Below are 17,591 nucleotides of genomic sequence, written 5' to 3'. Positions count from 1 at the left end.
CCGCTGAAAGAAGGCTGCCCCCGAATGAGCAGGATCGCCGTCATCGGCATGGCGTGCCGCTACCCGGACGCCACCTCGCCGACGCAACTCTGGGAGAACGCACTGGCCGGACGGCGCGCCTTCCGGCGGCTGCCCGACGTCCGCATGCGGCTGGCGGACTACTGGGACGCCGATCCCGCCGCGCCCGACCGGTTCTACGCCCGCAACGCCGCCGTCCTGGAGGGCTACGAGTTCGACCGGGTCCGGCACAAGATCGCCGGGAGCACGTTCCGGTCGACGGACCTGACCCACTGGCTCGCCCTCGACACCGCCGAGCGGGCCCTCGCCGACGCCGGGTTCTCCGGCGCGGAGGGACTGCCCGGCGAGCGCACCGGCGTGATCGTGGGCAACACGCTGACCGGGGAGTTCTCCCGCGCGAACCTGATGCGGGTGCGCTGGCCGTACGTCCGCCGGACGGTCGCCGCCGCGCTGCGCGACCAGGGCTGGGCGGACGAGGACCTCGCCGAGTTCCTGGCCGGGCTGGAGCGCCGCTACAAGGCGCCGTTCCCGGCGGTGAACGAGGACACCCTCGCCGGAGGGCTGTCCAACACGATCGCCGGCCGGATCTGCAACCACTTCGACCTCAAGGGCGGCGGCTACACGGTGGACGGCGCGTGCTCGTCCTCGCTGCTGTCGGTCGTGACGGCCTGCCGCGCCCTGCTCGACGGGGAGCTGGACGCCGCCGTCGCGGGCGGCGTGGACCTGTCGCTGGACCCGTTCGAGATCGTCGGGTTCGCCAAGACCGGCGCGCTGGCCAAGGGTGAGATGCGGCTGTACGACCGCGGGTCCAACGGCTTCTGGCCGGGCGAGGGCTGCGGGATGGTCGTGCTGGTCCGCGAGGAGGACGCGCGCCGGTACGGCCGGGAGCCCTACGCGGTGGTCGCCGGGTGGGGCGTGTCGTCCGACGGCAAGGGCGGCATCACCCGGCCCGAGAAGCACGGCTACCGGCTGGCGCTGCGCCGCGCCTACGAGCGGGCAGGGTTCGGCATCGACACCGTGGCGTTCTTCGAGGGGCACGGCACCGGCACGGCGGTCGGCGACGCCACCGAGCTGACCGCGCTGTCGGAGGCGCGGGCCGAGGCGGGCGGCGGCGCCGCGCCGGCCGCGATCGGGTCCGTCAAGGGGATGATCGGCCACACCAAGGCCGCCGCCGGGATCGCCGGGTTCGTCAAGGCGGTGATGGCGGTGCGCGAGGGCATGGTGCCGCCGACCGTCGGCTGCGTCGACCCGCACCCCGTCCTCGCCGCCGAGGACGCCGCGCTGCGGGTGCTGCGCCGGGCGGAGCCGTGGCCGGACGACGCGCCGCTCCGCGCGGGCGTCACCGCCATGGGGTTCGGCGGCATCAACACGCACCTGGTCGTCGAGGGCACCGGCCGGCGCCGCTCCGCGCCCGCCTCCGCCGCGTCCGACGCCCTGGTGCGCTCGGCGCAGGACGCCGAGCTGCTCCTGTTCGACGCCGACACGCCCGGCGAGCTGCGCGACCGCCTCGCGGGGCTGGCCGACTGGGTGTCGTCGCTGTCCTATGCGCAGCTGTCGGACCTCGGTGCCGTGCTGCAGTCCCGGCTCACCGGCGGTTCCGCGCGCGCCGCGGTGGTCGCCTCCTCCCCGCAGGAGGCTGCGGAGCGCATCCGCCGCCTCGTCGACGCGCTGGACGCGGGGGAGACCTCCCGGCTCACCCCGGCCGGGACGTCCTTCCTCGGCCGGGTCGCCCGGCCCGCCAAGGTCGGGTTCCTGTTCCCCGGGCAGGGGTCGGGGCGCGGCACGAGCGGCGGGGCGATGCGCCGCCGCTTCGCCGAGGCCGAGGACGTCTACCTGAGGGCGGCGCTCCCGTCGGCCGGGGACGTCACCGCGACGGCCGTCGCCCAGCCCCGGATCGCCACCGGGTCCATGGCCGGGCTGCGCGTGCTGGAGTCGCTCGGCGTGCACGCCGTGGTCGCGGTCGGGCACAGCCTCGGCGAGATCGCCGCGCTGCACTGGGCGGGCGCGCTCGACGACGAGGCCCTGCTCCGGGTGACCGCGCTGCGGGGCCGGACCATGGCCGAGCACAGCGCGTCCGGGACGATGGCGAGCGTCAGCGCGCCGCCCGAGCGGGTCGCCGACCTCGTCACCGGCCTGCCCGTCGTCATCGCCGGGTACAACGGCCCCGCCCAGACGGTGATCGCCGGACCGGACGACGCGGTGCGCGAGGCCGGGCGGCGCGCCGCCGACGCGGGCCTGCCCTGGACCGGCCTCGCCGTCTCGCACGCGTTCCACTCGCCGCTGGTCGCGCCCGCGGCGGGCGCGTTCGTCGACGGGCTGGCGGAGGAGCGGTTCGGCGACGTCGAGCGGCGCATCGTGTCCACCGTCACCGGGGAGCCGCTGCCCTCCCGCACCGACGTCCGGGAGCTGCTGCGCCGGCAGATCACCGAACCGGTCCTGTTCAGCCAGGCGCTGCAGCTGGCCGCCAAGGACGCCGACCTGTTCGTCGAGGTCGGGCCGGGCCGGGTGCTGACCGGGCTGGTCGCCGGCATCACCGGCACCCCCGCCGTCGCGCTCGACACCGACGACGAGTCGCTGGCCTCGCTGCTGCGCGTCGCCGCCGCGGCGTTCGTGTCCGGTGCGCCCGTCGACACCGCGGCGCTGTTCCGGGGGCGGCTGGTCCGGCCGCTGGAGATCGGCGCCGAGTTCGACTTCCTGGCCAGCCCGTGCGAGGCGGCGCCGGAGCTCAGCCTCGACGTGGCCGCCGAGACGTCCGTCCCGGGCCCGGACGGCGCGGGCGACGGCGGTCCGAGCGGAGACGCCGCGGCGGCCGTGGCCGGCGGGGAGTCCAGCGTCGAACTGCTGCGCCGCCTGGCCGCCGAGCGCGCCGAGCTGCCCGCCGAGCTCGTGCGCGACGACAGCAGGCTGCTCGACGACCTGCACCTGTCCTCGATCACCGTCGGCCAGCTGATGAACCAGGCGGCGCTGCTGCTGAACCTGCCCCCGGCGCAGACCGCCGCGAACTTCGCGACCGCCTCGCTCGGCGAGCTGGCCGACGCCCTCGACACCCTCGCCGAGACCGCGTCCGGCGCGTCCGCCGCGCCGGTGGTCGAGGGCGCCGCCGCGTGGGCGCGCGCGTTCACCGTCGACCTCGACCCGGTCCCGGTTCCGCCGCCCGCCCAGCCCGAGGACGACGGCCCCTGGACGCTGTTCGCGCCCCCCGGCCATCCGTTCGCGGACGCGCTACGGCAGGCGCTGCAGCGGGCCCGTGTCGGCACCGGCGTCCTGGTGTGCCTGCCGCCCGACTGCGACGAGGACGCGCTGCGCCTCGCGCTGGACGGCGCGCACGCCGCGCTCGCCGACGGCGCCGCGACCCGGTTCGTGCTGACCGGGCGGGGGCGGGGCGCCGCCGGGCTCGCCAGGACGCTGCGCCTGGAGGCCCCCCGGCTCCGCGTCACCGTCGTCGACCTGCCCGCCGGGTCCGGCGCTGTGGACCGCGTCGTCGCCGAGGTCGCCGCAACCACGGGCTTCAGCGAGGCCGTGCACGACGACGAGGGGCGCCGCCTCGTCCCGACGCTGCGGCCGATGCCGGTGACCCCCGCCCGACAGGAGCAGCCGCTCGGCCCGGAGGACGTCCTGCTCGTCACGGGCGGCGGCAAGGGCATCACCGCCGAGTGCGCCCTCGCCGTCGCCGCCGACACCGGCGCCGCGCTCGGCGTCCTCGGCCGCTCCGACCCGGACGGCGACGCCGCACTGGCCGCGAACCTGCGGCGCATGGCGGACTCCGGGGCGCGGGTCCACTACGTCCGCGCCGACGTGACCGACGCCGCGCAGGTCGAGGCCGCCGTCGCGGAGATCGGCGAGATGCTCGGCCCGGTCACCGGGGTGCTGCACGGCGCGGGCCGCAACGAGCCCGCCGCCCTGCCCAACCTCGACGCGGCCGCCTTCCACGGCGCCATCGCCCCGAAGACGGGCGGCCTGCGGGCGGTGCTCGGAGCCGTCGACCCCGGGGCGCTGCGGCTGCTGGTCGCCTTCGGCAGCATCATCGGCCGCAGCGGGCTCCCCGGCGAGGCGCACTACGCCGTCGCCAACGACTGGATGGCCCACCTGACCCGCGAGTTCGCCGAGCGGCACCCCGACTGCCGGTGCCTGTGCCTGGAGTGGTCGGTCTGGTCCGGCGTCGGCATGGGGGAGCGGCTGTCCGTCGTGGAATCGCTCGCCCGCGACGGGATCACCCCGATCGGCCCCGACGAGGGCGTGGCGCTGATGCGCCGGCTCGTCGCCGACCCGGACGCGCCCCCGGTGGTGGTCGTCAGCGGCCGGACCGGACGCGTGGACACCGTCCGCCGGGACCGCGCCGAGCTGCCGCTGCTGCGCTTCGTCGACCGCGTCCTCGTCCACTACCCGGGCGTCGAGCTGGTCACCGAGGTCGAGCTCGGCGCCGGCACCGACCGGTACCTGCCCGACCACCTGCTCGACGGGAACATGCTGTTCCCCGCGGTGTTCGGGATCGAGGCGATGGCGCAGGTCGCCCGCGCCGTCACCGGGAACGAGACGACGCCCGTCGTCGAGGACGCCGCGTTCCTGCGGCCCGTCGTGGTGCCGCCGGACGGGTCCACCGCCGTCCGCATCGCGGCGGTCGCCACCGGCGACGACACCGTCGAGGTCGCGATCCGCAGCGCGGAGACCGGCTTCGCCGCCGACCACTTCCGGGCGCGGCTGCGCTACGGCGCCGGCGCCCCGGCCGGCGGGCCGCCCGCCCAGGTGCCGGACGGGCTGCCGGAGGTCCCCCTCGCCCCCGCCGGCGACCTGTACGGCGGCGTGCTGTTCCAGGGAAAGCGGTTCCACCGGCTGCGCCGCTACCACCGCGCCGCCGCCCGGCACGTCGACGCCGACGTGGCCGCCCGACCGGCCGACTGGTTCGCCGGATACCTCCCGGAGGCGCTGCTGCTCGGCGACCCGGGGCTGCGGGACGCGCTGATGCACGGCAACCAGGTCTGCGTCCCCGACGCGACCCTCCTGCCGGTCGCGGTCGACCGCGTCCACCCGGGCGGGGAGAGGCTGACCGGGACGCTCCGGTACTGCGCCGTCGAACGCGAGCAGGACGGCGACACCTACACCTACGACATCGCGGTCCGGGACGCCGCCGGCGCCGTCGTCGAGCGCTGGGAGGGGCTGCGGCTGCGGGCCGTCCGCAGGTCCGACGGCACCGGGCCGTGGGCGGTGCCGCTGCTCGCCGCCCACCTGGAGCGCACCCTCGCGGACGTCGCCGGGATCCGTGTCGCGGTCGGCCTCGAACCCGGCCCGGCCCCGGGCGACGGACCGGGCGACGGGCGGGGCGAGGGCGACCGCCGCGAGCGGTCCGCGCTCGCGGTGAGCCGGGCGCTGGGCCGCCCGGCCGCCCTGCGCCACCGGCCCGACGGCCGGCCCGAGCTGGACGCCGGCTCCGGCGGCCCGGACGGCGAGGTCGCGGTGTCCGCCGCGCACGGCCCCGGCCTGACCCTCGCCGTCGCCGCGCCGGGTCCGCTCGGCTGCGACGCCGAGCGGGCCGTCCCCCGCCCGGATTCCGAATGGGACGGCCTGCTCGGTCCGCACCGCCCGCTGCTCGACCTGGTCGCCGCGGAGCAGGACTCCGACACCGGCACCGCCGGCACCCGGATCTGGGCCGCCCGCGAGTGCCTGCAGAAGGCGGGGCTGCCCGCCACGGCGCCGCTGACGCTGCTGCCGCCCGCCCGCCCCGGGTGGGTGGTGCTGGCCTCCGGCGACCTGCGCGTCGCCACGTTCGCCACGACCCTGCGGGACGTCCCGGAGCCGGTCGTGTTCGCAGTCCTGAGCCGGCCGGTCGCCACCGGCCGCGCGTGACCCGAGAAGGGCGGTCGCAGCACACCCATGGGCAACTACTTCGAGTACCTGCACACGGTCGGTTTCGAGGAGACCAACCTCGTCGGGAACGTCTACTACGTCAACTACCTGCGCTGGCAGGGGCGGTGCCGGGAGATGTTCCTCAAGCAGCGGGCCCCCGCGGTCCTGGACGACCTGAACGCCGACCTGAAGCTGTTCACCCTCCGGGTCGACTGCGAGTTCTTCGCGGAGATCACCGCCTTCGACGAGGTCTCGATCCGGATGCGGCTCCTGGAGCTCGCGCAGACCCAGCTGGAGTTCGGGTTCGACTACGTCCGGCTGGACGGCGGCGGCGCCGAGACCCTCGTGGCGCGCGGGCGGCAGCGGGTCGCCTGCATGCGCGGCCCCAACGGCCGGACGGCCCCCGCCCGCATCCCCGAGGCCCTCGGCCGGGCGCTGCAGCCCTACACCGCGGGCCTCGCCGAGGCGGGGAGGACGGCGTGAGCGCCCTCGATCCCGCGGGGCTGCGGCGCGCCCTCGGCGCGTACGCGACCGGCGTGACCGTCGTGACGGTCGGCGGGCCCCGCCCGCACGGGATGACCGCGAACTCCTTCACCTCGGTGTCGCTGGACCCGCCGCTGATCCTGGTGTGCGTGGGGCGGGGCGCCAACATGCACCGCAACCTGCTCACCGGCGACCAGTTCGGCGTGTCGGTGCTCGGCGCCGGGCAGCAGGCGGTGGCCCGGCACTTCGCCGACCCGGCGCGGGCGCTCGGCGCCGCGCAGTTCGACGCCGTCGACTGGCATCCCGGCGCGCTGACCGGGGTGCCGCTGATCACGGGCGCGCTCGCCGGGTTCGAGTGCGAGGTGTGGCGCCGCTACGACGGCGGCGACCACACCATCTTCACCGCCCGGCTGCTGTCGATGGCCCGCCGCGACGACGACGGCGCCCTGCTGTTCTTCGACGGGCGATTCCACCCGCTGCGCCCCGAGCGCACGGAGGTGACGGCATGAGCGCGGCGGAGCGGGAGGCCGTCCCCGCGCCGGAGGCGGCGGGGGCGGGCGTGGCCGCCGAGCCGGACGCCGCGACCGGCGGGCGGCGGACGCCGCCGGGCCCGCCGCGGCGGGCCATGCCGGGCATCTTCGCCAAGCTCGTCCGGGACCGGCTCGGCCTGATGATGGACGCGACCACCCAGTACGGGGACGCCGTCCGGGTGGCGGCCGGGCCCAAGACGCTCTACATCTTCAACCACCCCCGGCACGCCAAGCGCGTCCTCGCCGACAACGCGGGCAACTACCACAAGGGCATCGGCCTCGCCCAGGCCCGCCGCGCCCTCGGGGACGGGCTGCTCACCAGCGAGGGCGAGCGGTGGCGCGCGCAGCGCCGCACCGTGCAGCCCGCGTTCCGGCAGTCCCGCATCGCCGCGCAGGCCGGCGCCGTCGCCGAGGAGGCCGCCGGCCTCGTCCGGCGGCTCCGCGAGCACGCCGGGCGCGGCCCGGTCGAGCTGATGGGCGAGCTGACCGGCCTCACGCTCGGCGTCCTCGGCCGGACCCTCCTGGACGCCGACCTCAGCGCCCACGGCGGCATCGGCGAGGCGTTCGAGGCCGTCCAGGACCAGGCGATGTTCGACATGGTGACGCTCAGCGCCGTGCCGCCGTGGACGCCGCTGCCCAAGCAGCTGCGGTTCCGGCGCGCCCGCGCCGAGCTGGCCCGGGTCGTGGACCGGCTGGTCGCCGAGCGGACGGCGCGCGGCGCGGACGGCGACGACGCGCTCGCGCTGCTCATCGCGGCGGCCCGCTCGGCCGCCGACCCGGAGGCCGCCCGCCGCCGGCTGCACGACGAGCTGATCACGCTGCTGCTCGCCGGGCACGAGACGACGGCCAGCACCCTCGGCTGGTCGCTGTACCTGATCGACCGGCACCCGGACGTGGCGCGGCGGCTGCACGAGGAGGCCGTCGCCGTCCTCGGCGACCGGCTGCCCGAGTACGCGGACCTGCACCGCCTGACCTACACGGGCATGGTCCTCGAGGAGGTCATGCGGCTCTACCCGCCCGTGTGGATCCTCACCCGGACCGCGCAGGCGGCGGACGAGGTGGGCGGCTACCACGTCCCCGCCGGGGCGGACGTGCTGATCTCGCCGTACACGCTGCACCGCAACCCGGCCTTCTGGCACGACCCGGAGCGGTTCGAGCCCGAGCGGTTCGCGCCCGGGAACGCCACCGCCCGCCCGCGGTACGCCTACATCCCGTTCGGCGCCGGGCCCCGGTTCTGCGTCGGCAACCATCTGGGGATGCTGGAGGCCACGTTCGTCCTGGCGCTGATCGCCCGCGACCTGCGGCTCTCGGTGCCCCCGGGGCACCGGGTCGTCCCCGAGCCGATGCTGTCGCTGCGGATGCGCGGCGGCCTACCGATGAACGTCCGTCCCGTCGAGTCCGGCGGCCGATGACGCCCTGCCCGCCCTTCGCGGCGGGTCCGGCGCGCCCCGAGCGGGTCCGGCACCGCTCCGCCCCCCTGGGCGGAGCGGTGCCGGACGTCTCTCGGCGGGGGCGTCAGCCGGTGGTGGCGTTGAGGGCGTCCGTCCTGATGTCGGTGAGGGCGAGCAGCACCGGCGGGTCGATCATCCGCATCGGGCGCAGCTGGACGTCCACGGGGAGCGGCACGGTGTCCGCGGCGATCGAGATCGGGCCGTGGCTGCCCACCCACGGCACCGGCTCGTCGGTGGGGGGACCGGCCGGCACCGGGGGGCGGTCGTCCGGCAGGGAGTGCGCCAGGACGTACCAGGTGCCCTGCGGGACCCGGTCCAGCCGGTAGCGCCCGGGCCCGTCGAGCACGGTGCAGCGGATGGGGGAGCCCTGCGGGATCGGCTCGGGGAACAGGCCGACGAACACGGTGCCGGCGGTGCCGTCCTCCGGGTGGAGGATCCGCCCGCCGACCGACACCGACCGCGTCCCCCAGTCGTTGCGGCGCGGGTCGGTGGGGATCCGCGGCCGCACCCCGCCGCGCTGCCGGTAGAGGGAGGGCGCCAGGCCGACGCTGCTCTTGAACCGGGAGCTGAACGTCCCGACGCTCGTGTAGCCGACCTGGTTGCTGATGTCGGCCACGGTCATGGTGGTGGAGATGAGCAGCCGCTTGGCCTCCTGGAGCCGGAGCGCGGACAGGAACCGGCCGGGGGACACCCCGGTCACCTGACGGAAGACGCGGGAGAAATGGAACTTGCTGAAGAGCGCGGTACGGGCCATGTCGTCGATGGTGAGCTGCTCGCCCAAGTTCAGGTACATGTTCTCGATTACACGTTCAACGGCCTCTTCCGAGATGTTGCGCATGACGCGGCATCCTTCCGTCCGTGACGTGGTCGGGAGCCGGCACGGGAATCCGGTGCGGAATGCCCGGGAAAGGCGTTTCCAAGATCGTCTTCCGGTGCGCCGCTGACCATTGATCTGATCGCGTCATAACATTAGAAAAATGGTGTGACCAGGTCAATGGACGGAACGTCGAACATAACGCCGTAATTAGTTACGGTAACTGTTTTCGGCATTCCGGATGACGGAACGGCGAACACCGGGAGCGCGCGGGGGCGGGGCGCCGGAGGCGCGCGGGTGCGCCGGTGTCCGGGGCGGCCGGGCCGGCCGGGCCGGCTCAGCGCCGGTCGAGTTCGTCGGCGAGCCGGTGCCAGTCGGTGGCGCAGTGGCGGGCCAGCTCGGCGACGGCCTCCCGGCAGTGCGGGGGGACGCAGTCGCACAGGTCCGCCCAGTCGCCGGGCGCGATGACGCGCGCCCGCAACAGCAGCAGGAGCCGGCGCCCGGCGCCGGTGTGCCGCAGCGAGGGGTCCCTCATGAGCGTCTGGAGGATCGCGCCGTGGTCGCGCGGCCCGTCCGCGCCGTGGGGGCGCTTCCGCTCCGCGCGTCCGGTACTGCCGACGGCCCGCGGCCCGGCCGCGCCGGTGCGCCGCCGGGCGGGCGGCGCGGCGTACCGGTCGGGCACGGGGTTCTCCTTGCGCAGCAGCCGTCTGCGCACGTCATGGGCGGTCGACAGGGACACGCCGGCGGCCCTGGCGATCTCCCGCAGCGGCGCGTCCGGCCGCTGCTCCATCGCCCGCGCGGCGGCGAGCCGCCCCTCCGCGCTGTTGAGCGGCCGGATCCGGCCGTCGGCGCCGAGCCGGTCGTTCGACTGCGGCACGGTCGCGGACGAACGCCGGACCCCGGCCACCGACTTCGCCGACAGGCCCGTCCGCGCCGCGATCGCGCGGTCGGACAGCTGCGGGTGGCTCGCCATGATGCGGGCCGCGGCGGCGCGCCGGTCGGCCCGCGACAGCGGGAGCCCGTGCGCGACGTTCTCCTCGACCGCGCGGACGAACGCCTCGTCCGCGTCGCCGTCGAAGTAGACGACGGGGATGGTCTCGTCGCCGCGCAGGATCGCGGCGCGCAGCCGGTGCATCCCGTCGATGACCCGCATCGTGGACCTTTGGACCAGGATCGGGGGCACCGCGCGGCCGGCTTCGACGAGCCGCAGCGTGTGGTCGCGGTCCTCTCCGGTGAGCCGCGGGGAGTCGGCCGACAGCAGCGAGGTGACGGGGACGGAATGGACCGCGTCGGCCGGCTCCTCCCCGGTGTCGCCCGGCCCGTCCGGGGCGTTCGCCCGTGCCGCGGAATCCGCCGGTGCCGCGATCATGCTGGGCTCCATCCGCCGTCTCACCTCTCACCATGGATGATCGCTGTGGGGAGCGCGATCATGACATCGAGCGACCGGTTGGCTGTCCGGGTGGAACGATCTCTCCGTTCCATGATGGAAACCGGGAAACCGGTCTTTTGCAAGAGTGAACTCAGGAGTCCGGCATTTTTAGATAAATGGTCCTCTGGACGTCCCGGACCCTGCCCGCCCTCCCTGGGCTATTCGGCGCGCCGCCGTGAGCGACGCCCACGCGGTGATCTCGATCAGCTCCCGGTCGCCCGCCCGCTCGCGCCGCCACGCCGCGATGTCCGCCGGCCCCACCTGGTACGAGGCGAGGGCGGTGAGCAGCGCCAGCCGGGCGGCGGGCCGCTCGTCCGGCGCCAGGTCCGCGGCGGCCCGGGCGGCCCAGCCGCGGTCGAGGCCGGGCGGGCGGCCGTCCCACGCCCGCAGCCGGGCCCGCACCAGCTCGCGCACGGGTCCGGGGACGGCGCCCGCCGCGCCTGCCTCGACGGCCGCCGCAGCGCGCGCCAGCGCGTCCGCGACCGGCGGGGCGTCCGCCGCCCAGGCGAGGTCGGGCGGCGCCGGCGCGGGCGGCAGCAGCGGCAGCGCCGCGCCCGGCGGCGGGCCGCCGCGGGCCGCCGCCCCGGCGAGGCGGCCGAGCAGCCGCATCATCGGGCCGTGCGCGCGCCGCGGCACCCGGGCCGGCAGCGGACCGTCCCCGAGGAACACGTTCACCATGCGGTTCAGGTAGTGGAACGTCAGCACCACCCCGGTGAGCTCGGCCAGCGCCCCGGGCGCCAGCGGCGGCGCGGGCGCCTCGCCCGCCGCCCAGCGCGCGATCCGCTCGCGGCCCGGGTCGCCGACCCGCCCCCACCGTCCGTCCGCGACGGCCGCCGCGGCCGCCGGCGACGACAGCGCGCCCAGCGTCGCGCCGTGCACCGCCACGCAGTACGGGCACCGGTTCGCCCGCGAGACCGCGGCCGCGGCCGCCTCCTTGTCGGCCCGCTCCGCGACGCCCGCGGCGACCAGCGTCTCCCGCAGCATCACCCAGGACGCGGCGAGCGGGCCGGGCGCCGGCGAGTGCAGCGCGACCGGCGGGGCGAGCATCCCGAAGTCGCGTTCCACCTGCGCGTACACCGCGGCGACGGTGCCGCGGGCCGCGCCCGGCTGGACCGGCGCGACATGCCTGACCTGCTCCAGCGCCCGGCGCAGCGGGCGCCGCAGGATTCCCGGTGCCACCGCCGCCCCTCAGCCGCCGCCGACCATGTCGCGCACCAGCGGGGTCGCCGCCCGCCGCGCGCTGGTCGCCCCGTCGGGCGCGGGCGCCCCGTAGCCGACCGCGACGCCGCGGTCCTGGGCGGCCCGCACGATCCCCGGCACGGCCCGCTCGGCGAGCGCCGCGATCGTGAACGCCGGGTTCACCGTGAGCGCGCCCGGGACCGCCGACCCGTCGGTGACGAAGATGCCCGGGTGGCCGCGCAGTTCGTGCCGGTCGTCCAGCGCGGATGTCGCGGGATCGTCCCCGATCCGGCACGACGCGAGCGGGTGGACGGTGTAGGCGCCGACGAGGTCGTTCGTCCACGGCTCCACGGTGGCGAGGCCGTCGCGCTCCAGGATGTCCTTGACCTCGGCGTCGGCGGCGGCCCAGCCGCGCAGCGTGTTCGGCGTCGGGTCGTAGCGCAGCGACCCCCTGCCGAGCATCTGCTGGGAGATGCGGACGGCGTTCCCGGTGGGCGGGGGCGGGCCGAAGACGCCCTCGTTGTCGTCCTCGCTCATCGTGAAGATCGTCAGCCAGGACTGCCAGCGGCGGAGCATCTCCTTCTTCTCCGGTCCGAACCAGGTCAGCTCGCCGCCGGCGTCCGGGATCTGGGCGAGGATCGTGCCGAACCCGGGCGGGAAGTAGAGCTGCTCCAGCGTGAACCGCTCGAACTCCGGGAGCGTCCCGTCCAGCCGGTCCCAGCTCGCCACGCAGGGGCCCTTGCCGACCTGGGACGCGGCGTACGCGCCGCCGGGGTGGTGCAGCCCGAGCACCTCGCGGACCCGGTCCTCGTCGAAGACGGCGGTGTTGAGCCGCTCGCCGTTCCCGGAGAAGTACCGGCCGACGGCGGGCGGCAGCGTGCCGAGCTCCGCGGCCGAGCGCTGCAGGATCACCGGGGTGGCCCCCGCCCCGGCGGCCAGGACGACGATCTTGGCGTCGATCGTGCCCTCGCCCGCCGTCACCCGGTAGTCGTCGCCGTCGATGTGGGTGTAGTGCACCCGGTACCCCCCGTCCGGGGTGCGCGACAGCCGCTGCACCTCGTGCAGGGGGCGGATCTCCGCGCCGTGGGCCACGGCGGCGGGCAGGTAGTTCAGCAGCAGCGACCGCTTGGCGTCGAACCGGCACCCGGACATCATCCAGTTGCAGTTGGTGCACCGGTCCCGGTCGATCGCGGCGGGCGCCGGGTTGGCGGTGCGGCCGGCGTGCGCGCACGCGGCGGCGAACAGGCCGCCGGAGTAGGTGACGTCGTTCCAGTCCTGCCGGGTGATCGGCAGCGACTCGGCCACCCGGTCGTACCAGGGCTCCAGCGTGTCGCGGGTGATGGACGCCGGCCACATCCGGCGGCCGAGGCTTCCCCGGCGCTCGAACACGAACCCGGGGACGCGGGGCATCGCGGCGAAGTACACGACGCTGCCGCCGCCGACGCAGTTGCCGCCGAGGACGCTCATCCCGTCCCCGACCACGAAGTCGAAGATCCTGGTGTAGGAGGAGCCGAGCAGGAAGTCGTGGTCGAACTCGTCGCTGGCCACCCACGGGCCCCGTTCCAGCATGACCACCTTCGCTCCGCCGGCGGCCAGGTGGTAGGCGGTGATCGCGCCGCCGAATCCGGTGCCGACGACGACGATGTCGGCGCTGTCGCGGGCGGTCATGTCAGGCTCCCCGTCGCGTCGGTGTCCGGGTGGACGGGCGCGAGCTCGCGCCGGTAGGAGAACCGCGGGAACCGCCACAGCCCGTCGTCGTCGGGCCGGGCGAACCCGAGCGCCACCAGGCCGGGGTGCCCCTGCTCGACGGCCTCGGTGGTGTGCATGTGCGCCGCGGTGTCGAACGCCATGTTGCTGAACAGCGCCAGCAGGACCCAGAGGTCCTTCTCCGGGTGGTCGGGCGCGGTGAGCGCGCGGACGACCGCGGTGCGCTCGGCGAACGGGAGGGCGACGAAGGGCGGCACGGAGCCGTCCAGGTCCAGGCCGCGCCGGTCCGCGTGCTCGCGGGCGTGCCGGTCGAGGGCCGCGGCGTAGTCGTCGAGCGCGTCCGCGATGCCGGTCGCGGGCATCTCCAGCAGGGCGATGGCGCCGGCGGCGACGGCGCCGGGGCCGGGGGCGGCGCCCGCAACGGCCCGGTCGTCCGGCCCGCGCTTCTCCCCGGGCACGATCGTGTCGGCGAAGGCCTCCAGTGTCGGCGTCCTGCCGGCGGCCCCGGTCGGGCTCTCGGTCTCCATGCGGTCTCCTCACACGGCGTAGCAACACAGTTCAGTAAAAATGGGGCAAATCGGCTGTGCATCTTCGGAAATGCCCGCGGAACCGCACGCGGGCGGCCCTCCGGCGTGCGCTGCGGCCCCGCCGCGGGCACCGCTCCCGAAAAAGGCGGTCTTTCCATTCCGGTGGGGCCCGGGAGCAGTAAGAATGACCATCTGGTCAATCGCTCACCGGAAAGCGGTACTTTCCATGCAAGAACGAGCTCGGCTCACCCGGCAGACCATCCTGGAGGCCGCGGCGGCCGCCTTCGAGGCGCACGGGTACGGCGCGGCCCGCCTCCAGGACATCACCGACCGGGAGGACGTCAGCAAGGGCGGGCTGTACTTCCACTTCCCGTCCAAGGAGTCGCTCGCCCTGGAGATCATCCGGCGCGGCGAGGAACTGCACATCGACCTGGTGGAGGAGCTGCGCCCGCGCTTCCCGCGGGCCATGAGGCTGCTGATCGAGTACACCCAGCAGGTGGGCCGCGCCTTCAGCGACGACGTGGTGGCCCGCGCCGGGACCCGGCTGCTGCTGGAGGGCCGGCTGCGCGACCTGGCCGGCCCGCCGCCGCTCGCCCGCAGGATCGGCACCGTGCGGGAACTGCTCGTGGCCGCGCGGGAGCAGGGCGACCTCGCGCCGCGGGTGGACCCGCCGTGCGCCGCGCAGTCGCTGGCGGCCGCGTTCCTCGGGTTGCAGATGATCGTGATGGTGCGCGGCGGCCCCCTCGACCCGGACACCTGCGTGTCGCAGATGTGGCGGGTCCTGCTGCCCGGTCTCGTCCCCGCCGCGCGCCTGGACGACCTCCTGGGGTCGCTGCCCGCGGCGGGCGGCTGACCGCCGTTCCGCCGGGGCCGCCGCGGGCCTCAGCGCGGCGGGTCGTCGAGCACGCCGCGCGCCCGCAGCAGCGGGAGGACCCCCTCGCCGAAGGAGTACGCCTCCTCCAGATGCGGCTGCGCCGACAGGATCAGGTGGTCGACGCCGAGCGAGCGGTACTCCTCGATCCGCTCCGCGACCTGCTCGTGGCTCCCGACGAGCGCGGCTCCCACGCCCGGCCGGACCAGCCCGTAGCCGGCCCAGACGTTCGGGTAGACCTCCAGGCCGGCGGCGCCGCCGCCGTGCAGTGCCGCCGCGCGGCGCTGCCCCTCGGACTCGCTGCGCGCGAACCGGCGCTGCGCCTGGCGGACCCGCTCGGGGTCGATGCCCTCGACGAGCCGCCGGGCCACGGCCCACGCCTCCGCCGCGGTGTCCCGGCTGATCACGTGGAAGCGGGTGCCGCAGCTCAGCTCCCGGCCGCGGGCGGCGGCCGCCTCCCGCGCCCGGTCGAGCAGCCCGGCGAGGTCCGGCGGCGGCTCGCCCCAGGCGAGGTAGGTGTCGGCGTGCGCGGCCGCCACCGCCCGGGCCGCGTCGGACGACCCGCCGACGAAGACGTGCGGCCGGACGGGATGCGGCCGGGCCAGCAGCGCCCCCTCCACTTGGTAGTGCTCGCCGGCGAAGTCGAACCGCTCGCCCGTCCAGGCGCGGTCGAACACCTCCAGGAACTCCGCGGTGCGCGCGTACCGCAGGTCGTGGCCCAGCGGGTCGCCGTAGCGGCGCTGCTCGTCGGGGTCGCCGCCGGTGACGATGTTGAGCTGCAGCCGTCCGTCCGACACCCGCTGGAACGTCGCCGCCATCTGCGCCGCCAGCAGCGGCGCGACCAGGCCGGGCCGCAGGGCGATCATGAACTTGATCCGCCGGGTGCGGGCGGCGAGAGCGCCCGCCGCCACCCAGGGGTCCTCGCAGAACAGGCCGAACGGCGTCAGCATCCCGGTGAAGCCGAGGCGGTCGGCGGCCAGCGCCACCTGGGTGAGGTAGTCGATGCCGGGCTCGCGGCGCGCCCCCGGCGGGGGCGGCCCTCCGGACGGTTTCGCGATCTCCCTGCCGTCGCCGTGCAGCGGCAGGAACCAGTACAGGTCCACGATGCGGCGCCCCCCTCGCTTGCGGGCCCCGGCTCACCCGGCCGGGCGGCCTCACCCTAACTCCGGTTCCCGCACGTCGGAGGGGGTGCGGGCGGACTCGGCAATCGCGAAGAAGCCCGCCCCGCGCCGCATTCCGGAAGATGCGCCGCCGGCCGCGCCGCGCCGACGATGACGCGGTGGGACCCGGCTCGCCGCGCGGCGGAGCCGGGCGGGACGCAGCGTGGGAGGTGCCCGCATGCGGGTGATCGTCGACTACGACCAGTGCGACGCCAACGGGCTGTGCAGCGAGCTCGCGCCGAAGATCTTCGAGCTCGGCGCCGACGACGTGCTGCGCGTCCGCGAGGAGCGGCCCGGGCCGGAGCTGTGGCCGGCCGCCGAGGAGGCCGCGCGGGCCTGCCCCAAGCTCGCCATCACGCTGACGGAGCACGCCTGATGGCCGTGGCGGCCGCCCTCGGCGCCCGCACCCCCGTCATCGTCGCCGCCGCCCGCACGCCGATCGGCAGGCGCGGCGGCGGGCTGGCGGGGCTGAAGGCCGTCGAGCTGCTGCGCGCCGTGCTGCTGGAGGCGATCGGCCGGGCCGGGATCGCGCCGGACGACGTGGAGCAGATCATCGGCGGCTGCGTCACCCAGTCCGGGGAGCAGAGCCTCAACGTGACCCGCAACGCGTGGCTGAGCACCGGCCACGACCCGGCGGTCGGCTGCACCACCGTGGACGTGTCGTGCGGGTCGGCGCAGCAGGCCAACCACCTCGTCGCCGCGCTCGTCGCGGCGGGCGCCATCGACGTCGGGATCGGCTGCGGGGTGGAGTCGATGAGCCGGGTGCCCATCGGGACGAACCTGTACCAGGGACCCGGCCACTACAAGACCACCGACTACCCCTGGGACGACCCGCCGAAGGCGCAGTTCGGCGGTGCCGAGCGGATCGCCCGCCGGCAGGGCGTCCGCCGCGCCGACGCCGACGCGTTCGGGCTGACGTCGCAGCGGCGCGCCGCCCGCGCGTGGGACGAGGGCCGCTTCGACGCGGAGGTCGCCGCGGTGACCGCGCCCGTCCTGGACGGCGACGGCGCACCGACCGGCGAGCACCGCCGCGTGACCCGCGACGAGGGGCTGCGGCCCACCACCATCGAGGGCCTGGCGCGGCTGCGGCCGAACGTCGAGGGCGGCGTGCACACGCCCGGGACCACCTCGCAGATCTCCGACGGCGCGGCCGCCGTCGTGTGGATGTCGCTGGAACGCGCGCGGGCGCTCGGCCTGCGGCCCCGCGCGACGCTCGCCCACCAGGTCGTCACGGGCGCCGACCCGTACTACCTGCTCGACGGTCCGGTCGCCGCGACCCGGCGGCTGCTCGGCCGGGCGGGCATGGTGATCGGCGACGTGGACCTGGTCGAGATCAACGAGGCGTTCGCGTCCGTCGTGCTGAACTGGGCGTCCGCGTTCGGCACCGACCTGGACCGCGTCAACGTCAACGGCGGCGCGATCGCCCTCGGCCATCCGCTCGGCGCCACCGGGACCCGGCTGCTGGTGACGGCGCTGCACGAGCTGGAGCGCACGGACCGCGAGCACGCGCTCGTCGCGATGTGCTGCGGCGGCTCGCTCGGCACCGCGTCCCTGCTCCGGCGGCTGTAGGGGGGCCGGGAC

13 protein-coding genes are annotated in these 17,591 nt (G+C 76.0%); 7 read left to right on the top strand and 6 right to left on the bottom strand.

Annotation, left to right across the window (positions count from 1 at the left end):
• The first annotated feature begins 24 nt into the window (after positions 1 to 24).
• Genes AB0C21_RS28260 through AB0C21_RS28245 form a run of 4 tightly spaced genes read left to right on the top strand, consistent with a single transcriptional unit; the run spans position 25 to position 8,284 of the window.
• Positions 25 to 5,859, top strand: coding sequence for a type I polyketide synthase (locus AB0C21_RS28260; RefSeq protein WP_500208261.1), 5,835 nt, complete (start codon positions 25 to 27; stop codon positions 5,857 to 5,859).
• Between the two features lie 27 nt (positions 5,860 to 5,886).
• Positions 5,887 to 6,342 carry an acyl-CoA thioesterase gene (locus AB0C21_RS28255; protein ID WP_132197926.1) on the top strand — a complete coding sequence of 152 codons (456 nt, stop codon included), beginning with the start codon at positions 5,887 to 5,889 and terminating at the stop codon, positions 6,340 to 6,342.
• Positions 6,339 to 6,851: a flavin reductase family protein gene (locus tag AB0C21_RS28250; RefSeq protein ID WP_500208260.1), complete on the top strand. Its 513-nt coding sequence runs from the start codon at positions 6,339 to 6,341 to the stop codon at positions 6,849 to 6,851. Before AB0C21_RS28255 ends, AB0C21_RS28250 begins: the two co-directional genes overlap by 4 nt.
• Positions 6,848 to 8,284, top strand: a complete 1,437-nt coding sequence (locus tag AB0C21_RS28245; RefSeq protein ID WP_500208259.1) for a cytochrome P450 — start codon at positions 6,848 to 6,850, stop codon at positions 8,282 to 8,284. The genes AB0C21_RS28250 and AB0C21_RS28245 overlap by 4 nt, the downstream gene beginning before the upstream one ends.
• Positions 8,285 to 8,387: 103 nt before the next feature.
• Here the strand turns inward: AB0C21_RS28245 and AB0C21_RS28240 are convergent, their stop codons facing one another.
• The 5 genes from AB0C21_RS28240 to AB0C21_RS28220 form a co-directional block, all read right to left on the bottom strand.
• Positions 8,388 to 9,116, bottom strand: coding sequence for a helix-turn-helix domain-containing protein (locus AB0C21_RS28240; protein ID WP_500208257.1), 729 nt, complete (start codon positions 9,114 to 9,116; stop codon positions 8,388 to 8,390).
• A 358-nt stretch (positions 9,117 to 9,474) separates the two neighbouring features.
• Positions 9,475 to 10,506, bottom strand: a complete 1,032-nt coding sequence (locus AB0C21_RS28235; RefSeq protein WP_500208255.1) for a ParB/RepB/Spo0J family partition protein — start codon at positions 10,504 to 10,506, stop codon at positions 9,475 to 9,477.
• 168 nt (positions 10,507 to 10,674) lie between these two features.
• Positions 10,675 to 11,745 carry a carboxymuconolactone decarboxylase family protein gene (locus AB0C21_RS28230; protein ID WP_500208253.1) on the bottom strand — a complete coding sequence of 357 codons (1,071 nt, stop codon included), beginning with the start codon at positions 11,743 to 11,745 and terminating at the stop codon, positions 10,675 to 10,677.
• Between the two features lie 9 nt (positions 11,746 to 11,754).
• Positions 11,755 to 13,413, bottom strand: coding sequence for a GMC family oxidoreductase N-terminal domain-containing protein (locus AB0C21_RS28225; protein WP_500208251.1), 1,659 nt, complete (start codon positions 13,411 to 13,413; stop codon positions 11,755 to 11,757).
• Entirely contained in the window at positions 13,410 to 13,979 is a 570-nt protein-coding gene (locus AB0C21_RS28220) for a DUF5987 family protein (RefSeq protein WP_500208249.1), read from the bottom strand. The genes AB0C21_RS28225 and AB0C21_RS28220 overlap by 4 nt, the downstream gene beginning before the upstream one ends.
• Before the next feature lie 226 nt (positions 13,980 to 14,205).
• Here AB0C21_RS28220 and AB0C21_RS28215 point away from each other — a divergent pair, with 226 nt between their 5' ends.
• On the top strand, positions 14,206 to 14,832 hold the full coding sequence (locus tag AB0C21_RS28215; RefSeq protein WP_500208247.1) for a ScbR family autoregulator-binding transcription factor: 627 nt from the start codon (positions 14,206 to 14,208) through the stop codon (positions 14,830 to 14,832).
• 29 nt (positions 14,833 to 14,861) lie between these two features.
• On the opposite strand, the gene AB0C21_RS28210 is transcribed toward AB0C21_RS28215, so the two are convergent.
• A complete protein-coding gene (locus tag AB0C21_RS28210; protein WP_500208246.1) occupies positions 14,862 to 15,953 on the bottom strand; it encodes an LLM class flavin-dependent oxidoreductase in 1,092 nt (363 codons plus the stop codon).
• A gap of 235 nt (positions 15,954 to 16,188) precedes the next feature.
• Between AB0C21_RS28210 and AB0C21_RS28205 the strand changes: the two genes are divergently transcribed.
• Both AB0C21_RS28205 and AB0C21_RS28200 read left to right on the top strand, forming a co-directional pair.
• Entirely contained in the window at positions 16,189 to 16,386 is a 198-nt protein-coding gene (locus tag AB0C21_RS28205; RefSeq protein ID WP_500208245.1) for a ferredoxin, read from the top strand.
• On the top strand, positions 16,386 to 17,579 hold the full coding sequence (locus AB0C21_RS28200; protein WP_500208244.1) for a steroid 3-ketoacyl-CoA thiolase: 1,194 nt from the start codon (positions 16,386 to 16,388) through the stop codon (positions 17,577 to 17,579). Before AB0C21_RS28205 ends, AB0C21_RS28200 begins: the two co-directional genes overlap by 1 nt.
• The last annotated feature ends 12 nt before the right edge of the window (positions 17,580 to 17,591 follow it).

This window comes from Spirillospora sp. NPDC049024 (assembly GCF_040649235.1).
Classification (GTDB): domain Bacteria; phylum Actinomycetota; class Actinomycetes; order Streptosporangiales; family Streptosporangiaceae; genus Spirillospora.
The sequence above is the reverse complement of the archived record's forward strand: the minus strand, read 5'-3'. Positions and strand labels throughout refer to the sequence as shown.

Excerpts from the sequence above, each read along its gene's own strand:
- AB0C21_RS28220 (WP_500208249.1), bottom strand. The coding sequence starts at position 13,979 with ATGGAGACCGAGAGCCCGACCGGGGCCGCCGGCAGGACGCCGACACTG.
- AB0C21_RS28260 (WP_500208261.1), top strand. The coding sequence starts at position 25 with ATGAGCAGGATCGCCGTCATCGGCATGGCGTGCCGCTACCCGGACGCC.
- AB0C21_RS28200 (WP_500208244.1), top strand. The coding sequence starts at position 16,386 with ATGGCCGTGGCGGCCGCCCTCGGCGCCCGCACCCCCGTCATCGTCGCC.
- AB0C21_RS28255 (WP_132197926.1), top strand. The coding sequence starts at position 5,887 with ATGGGCAACTACTTCGAGTACCTGCACACGGTCGGTTTCGAGGAGACC.
- AB0C21_RS28240 (WP_500208257.1), bottom strand. The coding sequence starts at position 9,116 with ATGTACCTGAACTTGGGCGAGCAGCTCACCATCGACGACATGGCCCGT.
- AB0C21_RS28215 (WP_500208247.1), top strand. The coding sequence starts at position 14,206 with ATGCAAGAACGAGCTCGGCTCACCCGGCAGACCATCCTGGAGGCCGCG.
- AB0C21_RS28245 (WP_500208259.1), top strand. The coding sequence starts at position 6,848 with ATGAGCGCGGCGGAGCGGGAGGCCGTCCCCGCGCCGGAGGCGGCGGGG.
- AB0C21_RS28205 (WP_500208245.1), top strand. The coding sequence starts at position 16,189 with ATGCGGGTGATCGTCGACTACGACCAGTGCGACGCCAACGGGCTGTGC.
- AB0C21_RS28235 (WP_500208255.1), bottom strand. The coding sequence starts at position 10,506 with ATGATCGCGGCACCGGCGGATTCCGCGGCACGGGCGAACGCCCCGGAC.
- AB0C21_RS28225 (WP_500208251.1), bottom strand. The coding sequence starts at position 13,413 with ATGACCGCCCGCGACAGCGCCGACATCGTCGTCGTCGGCACCGGATTC.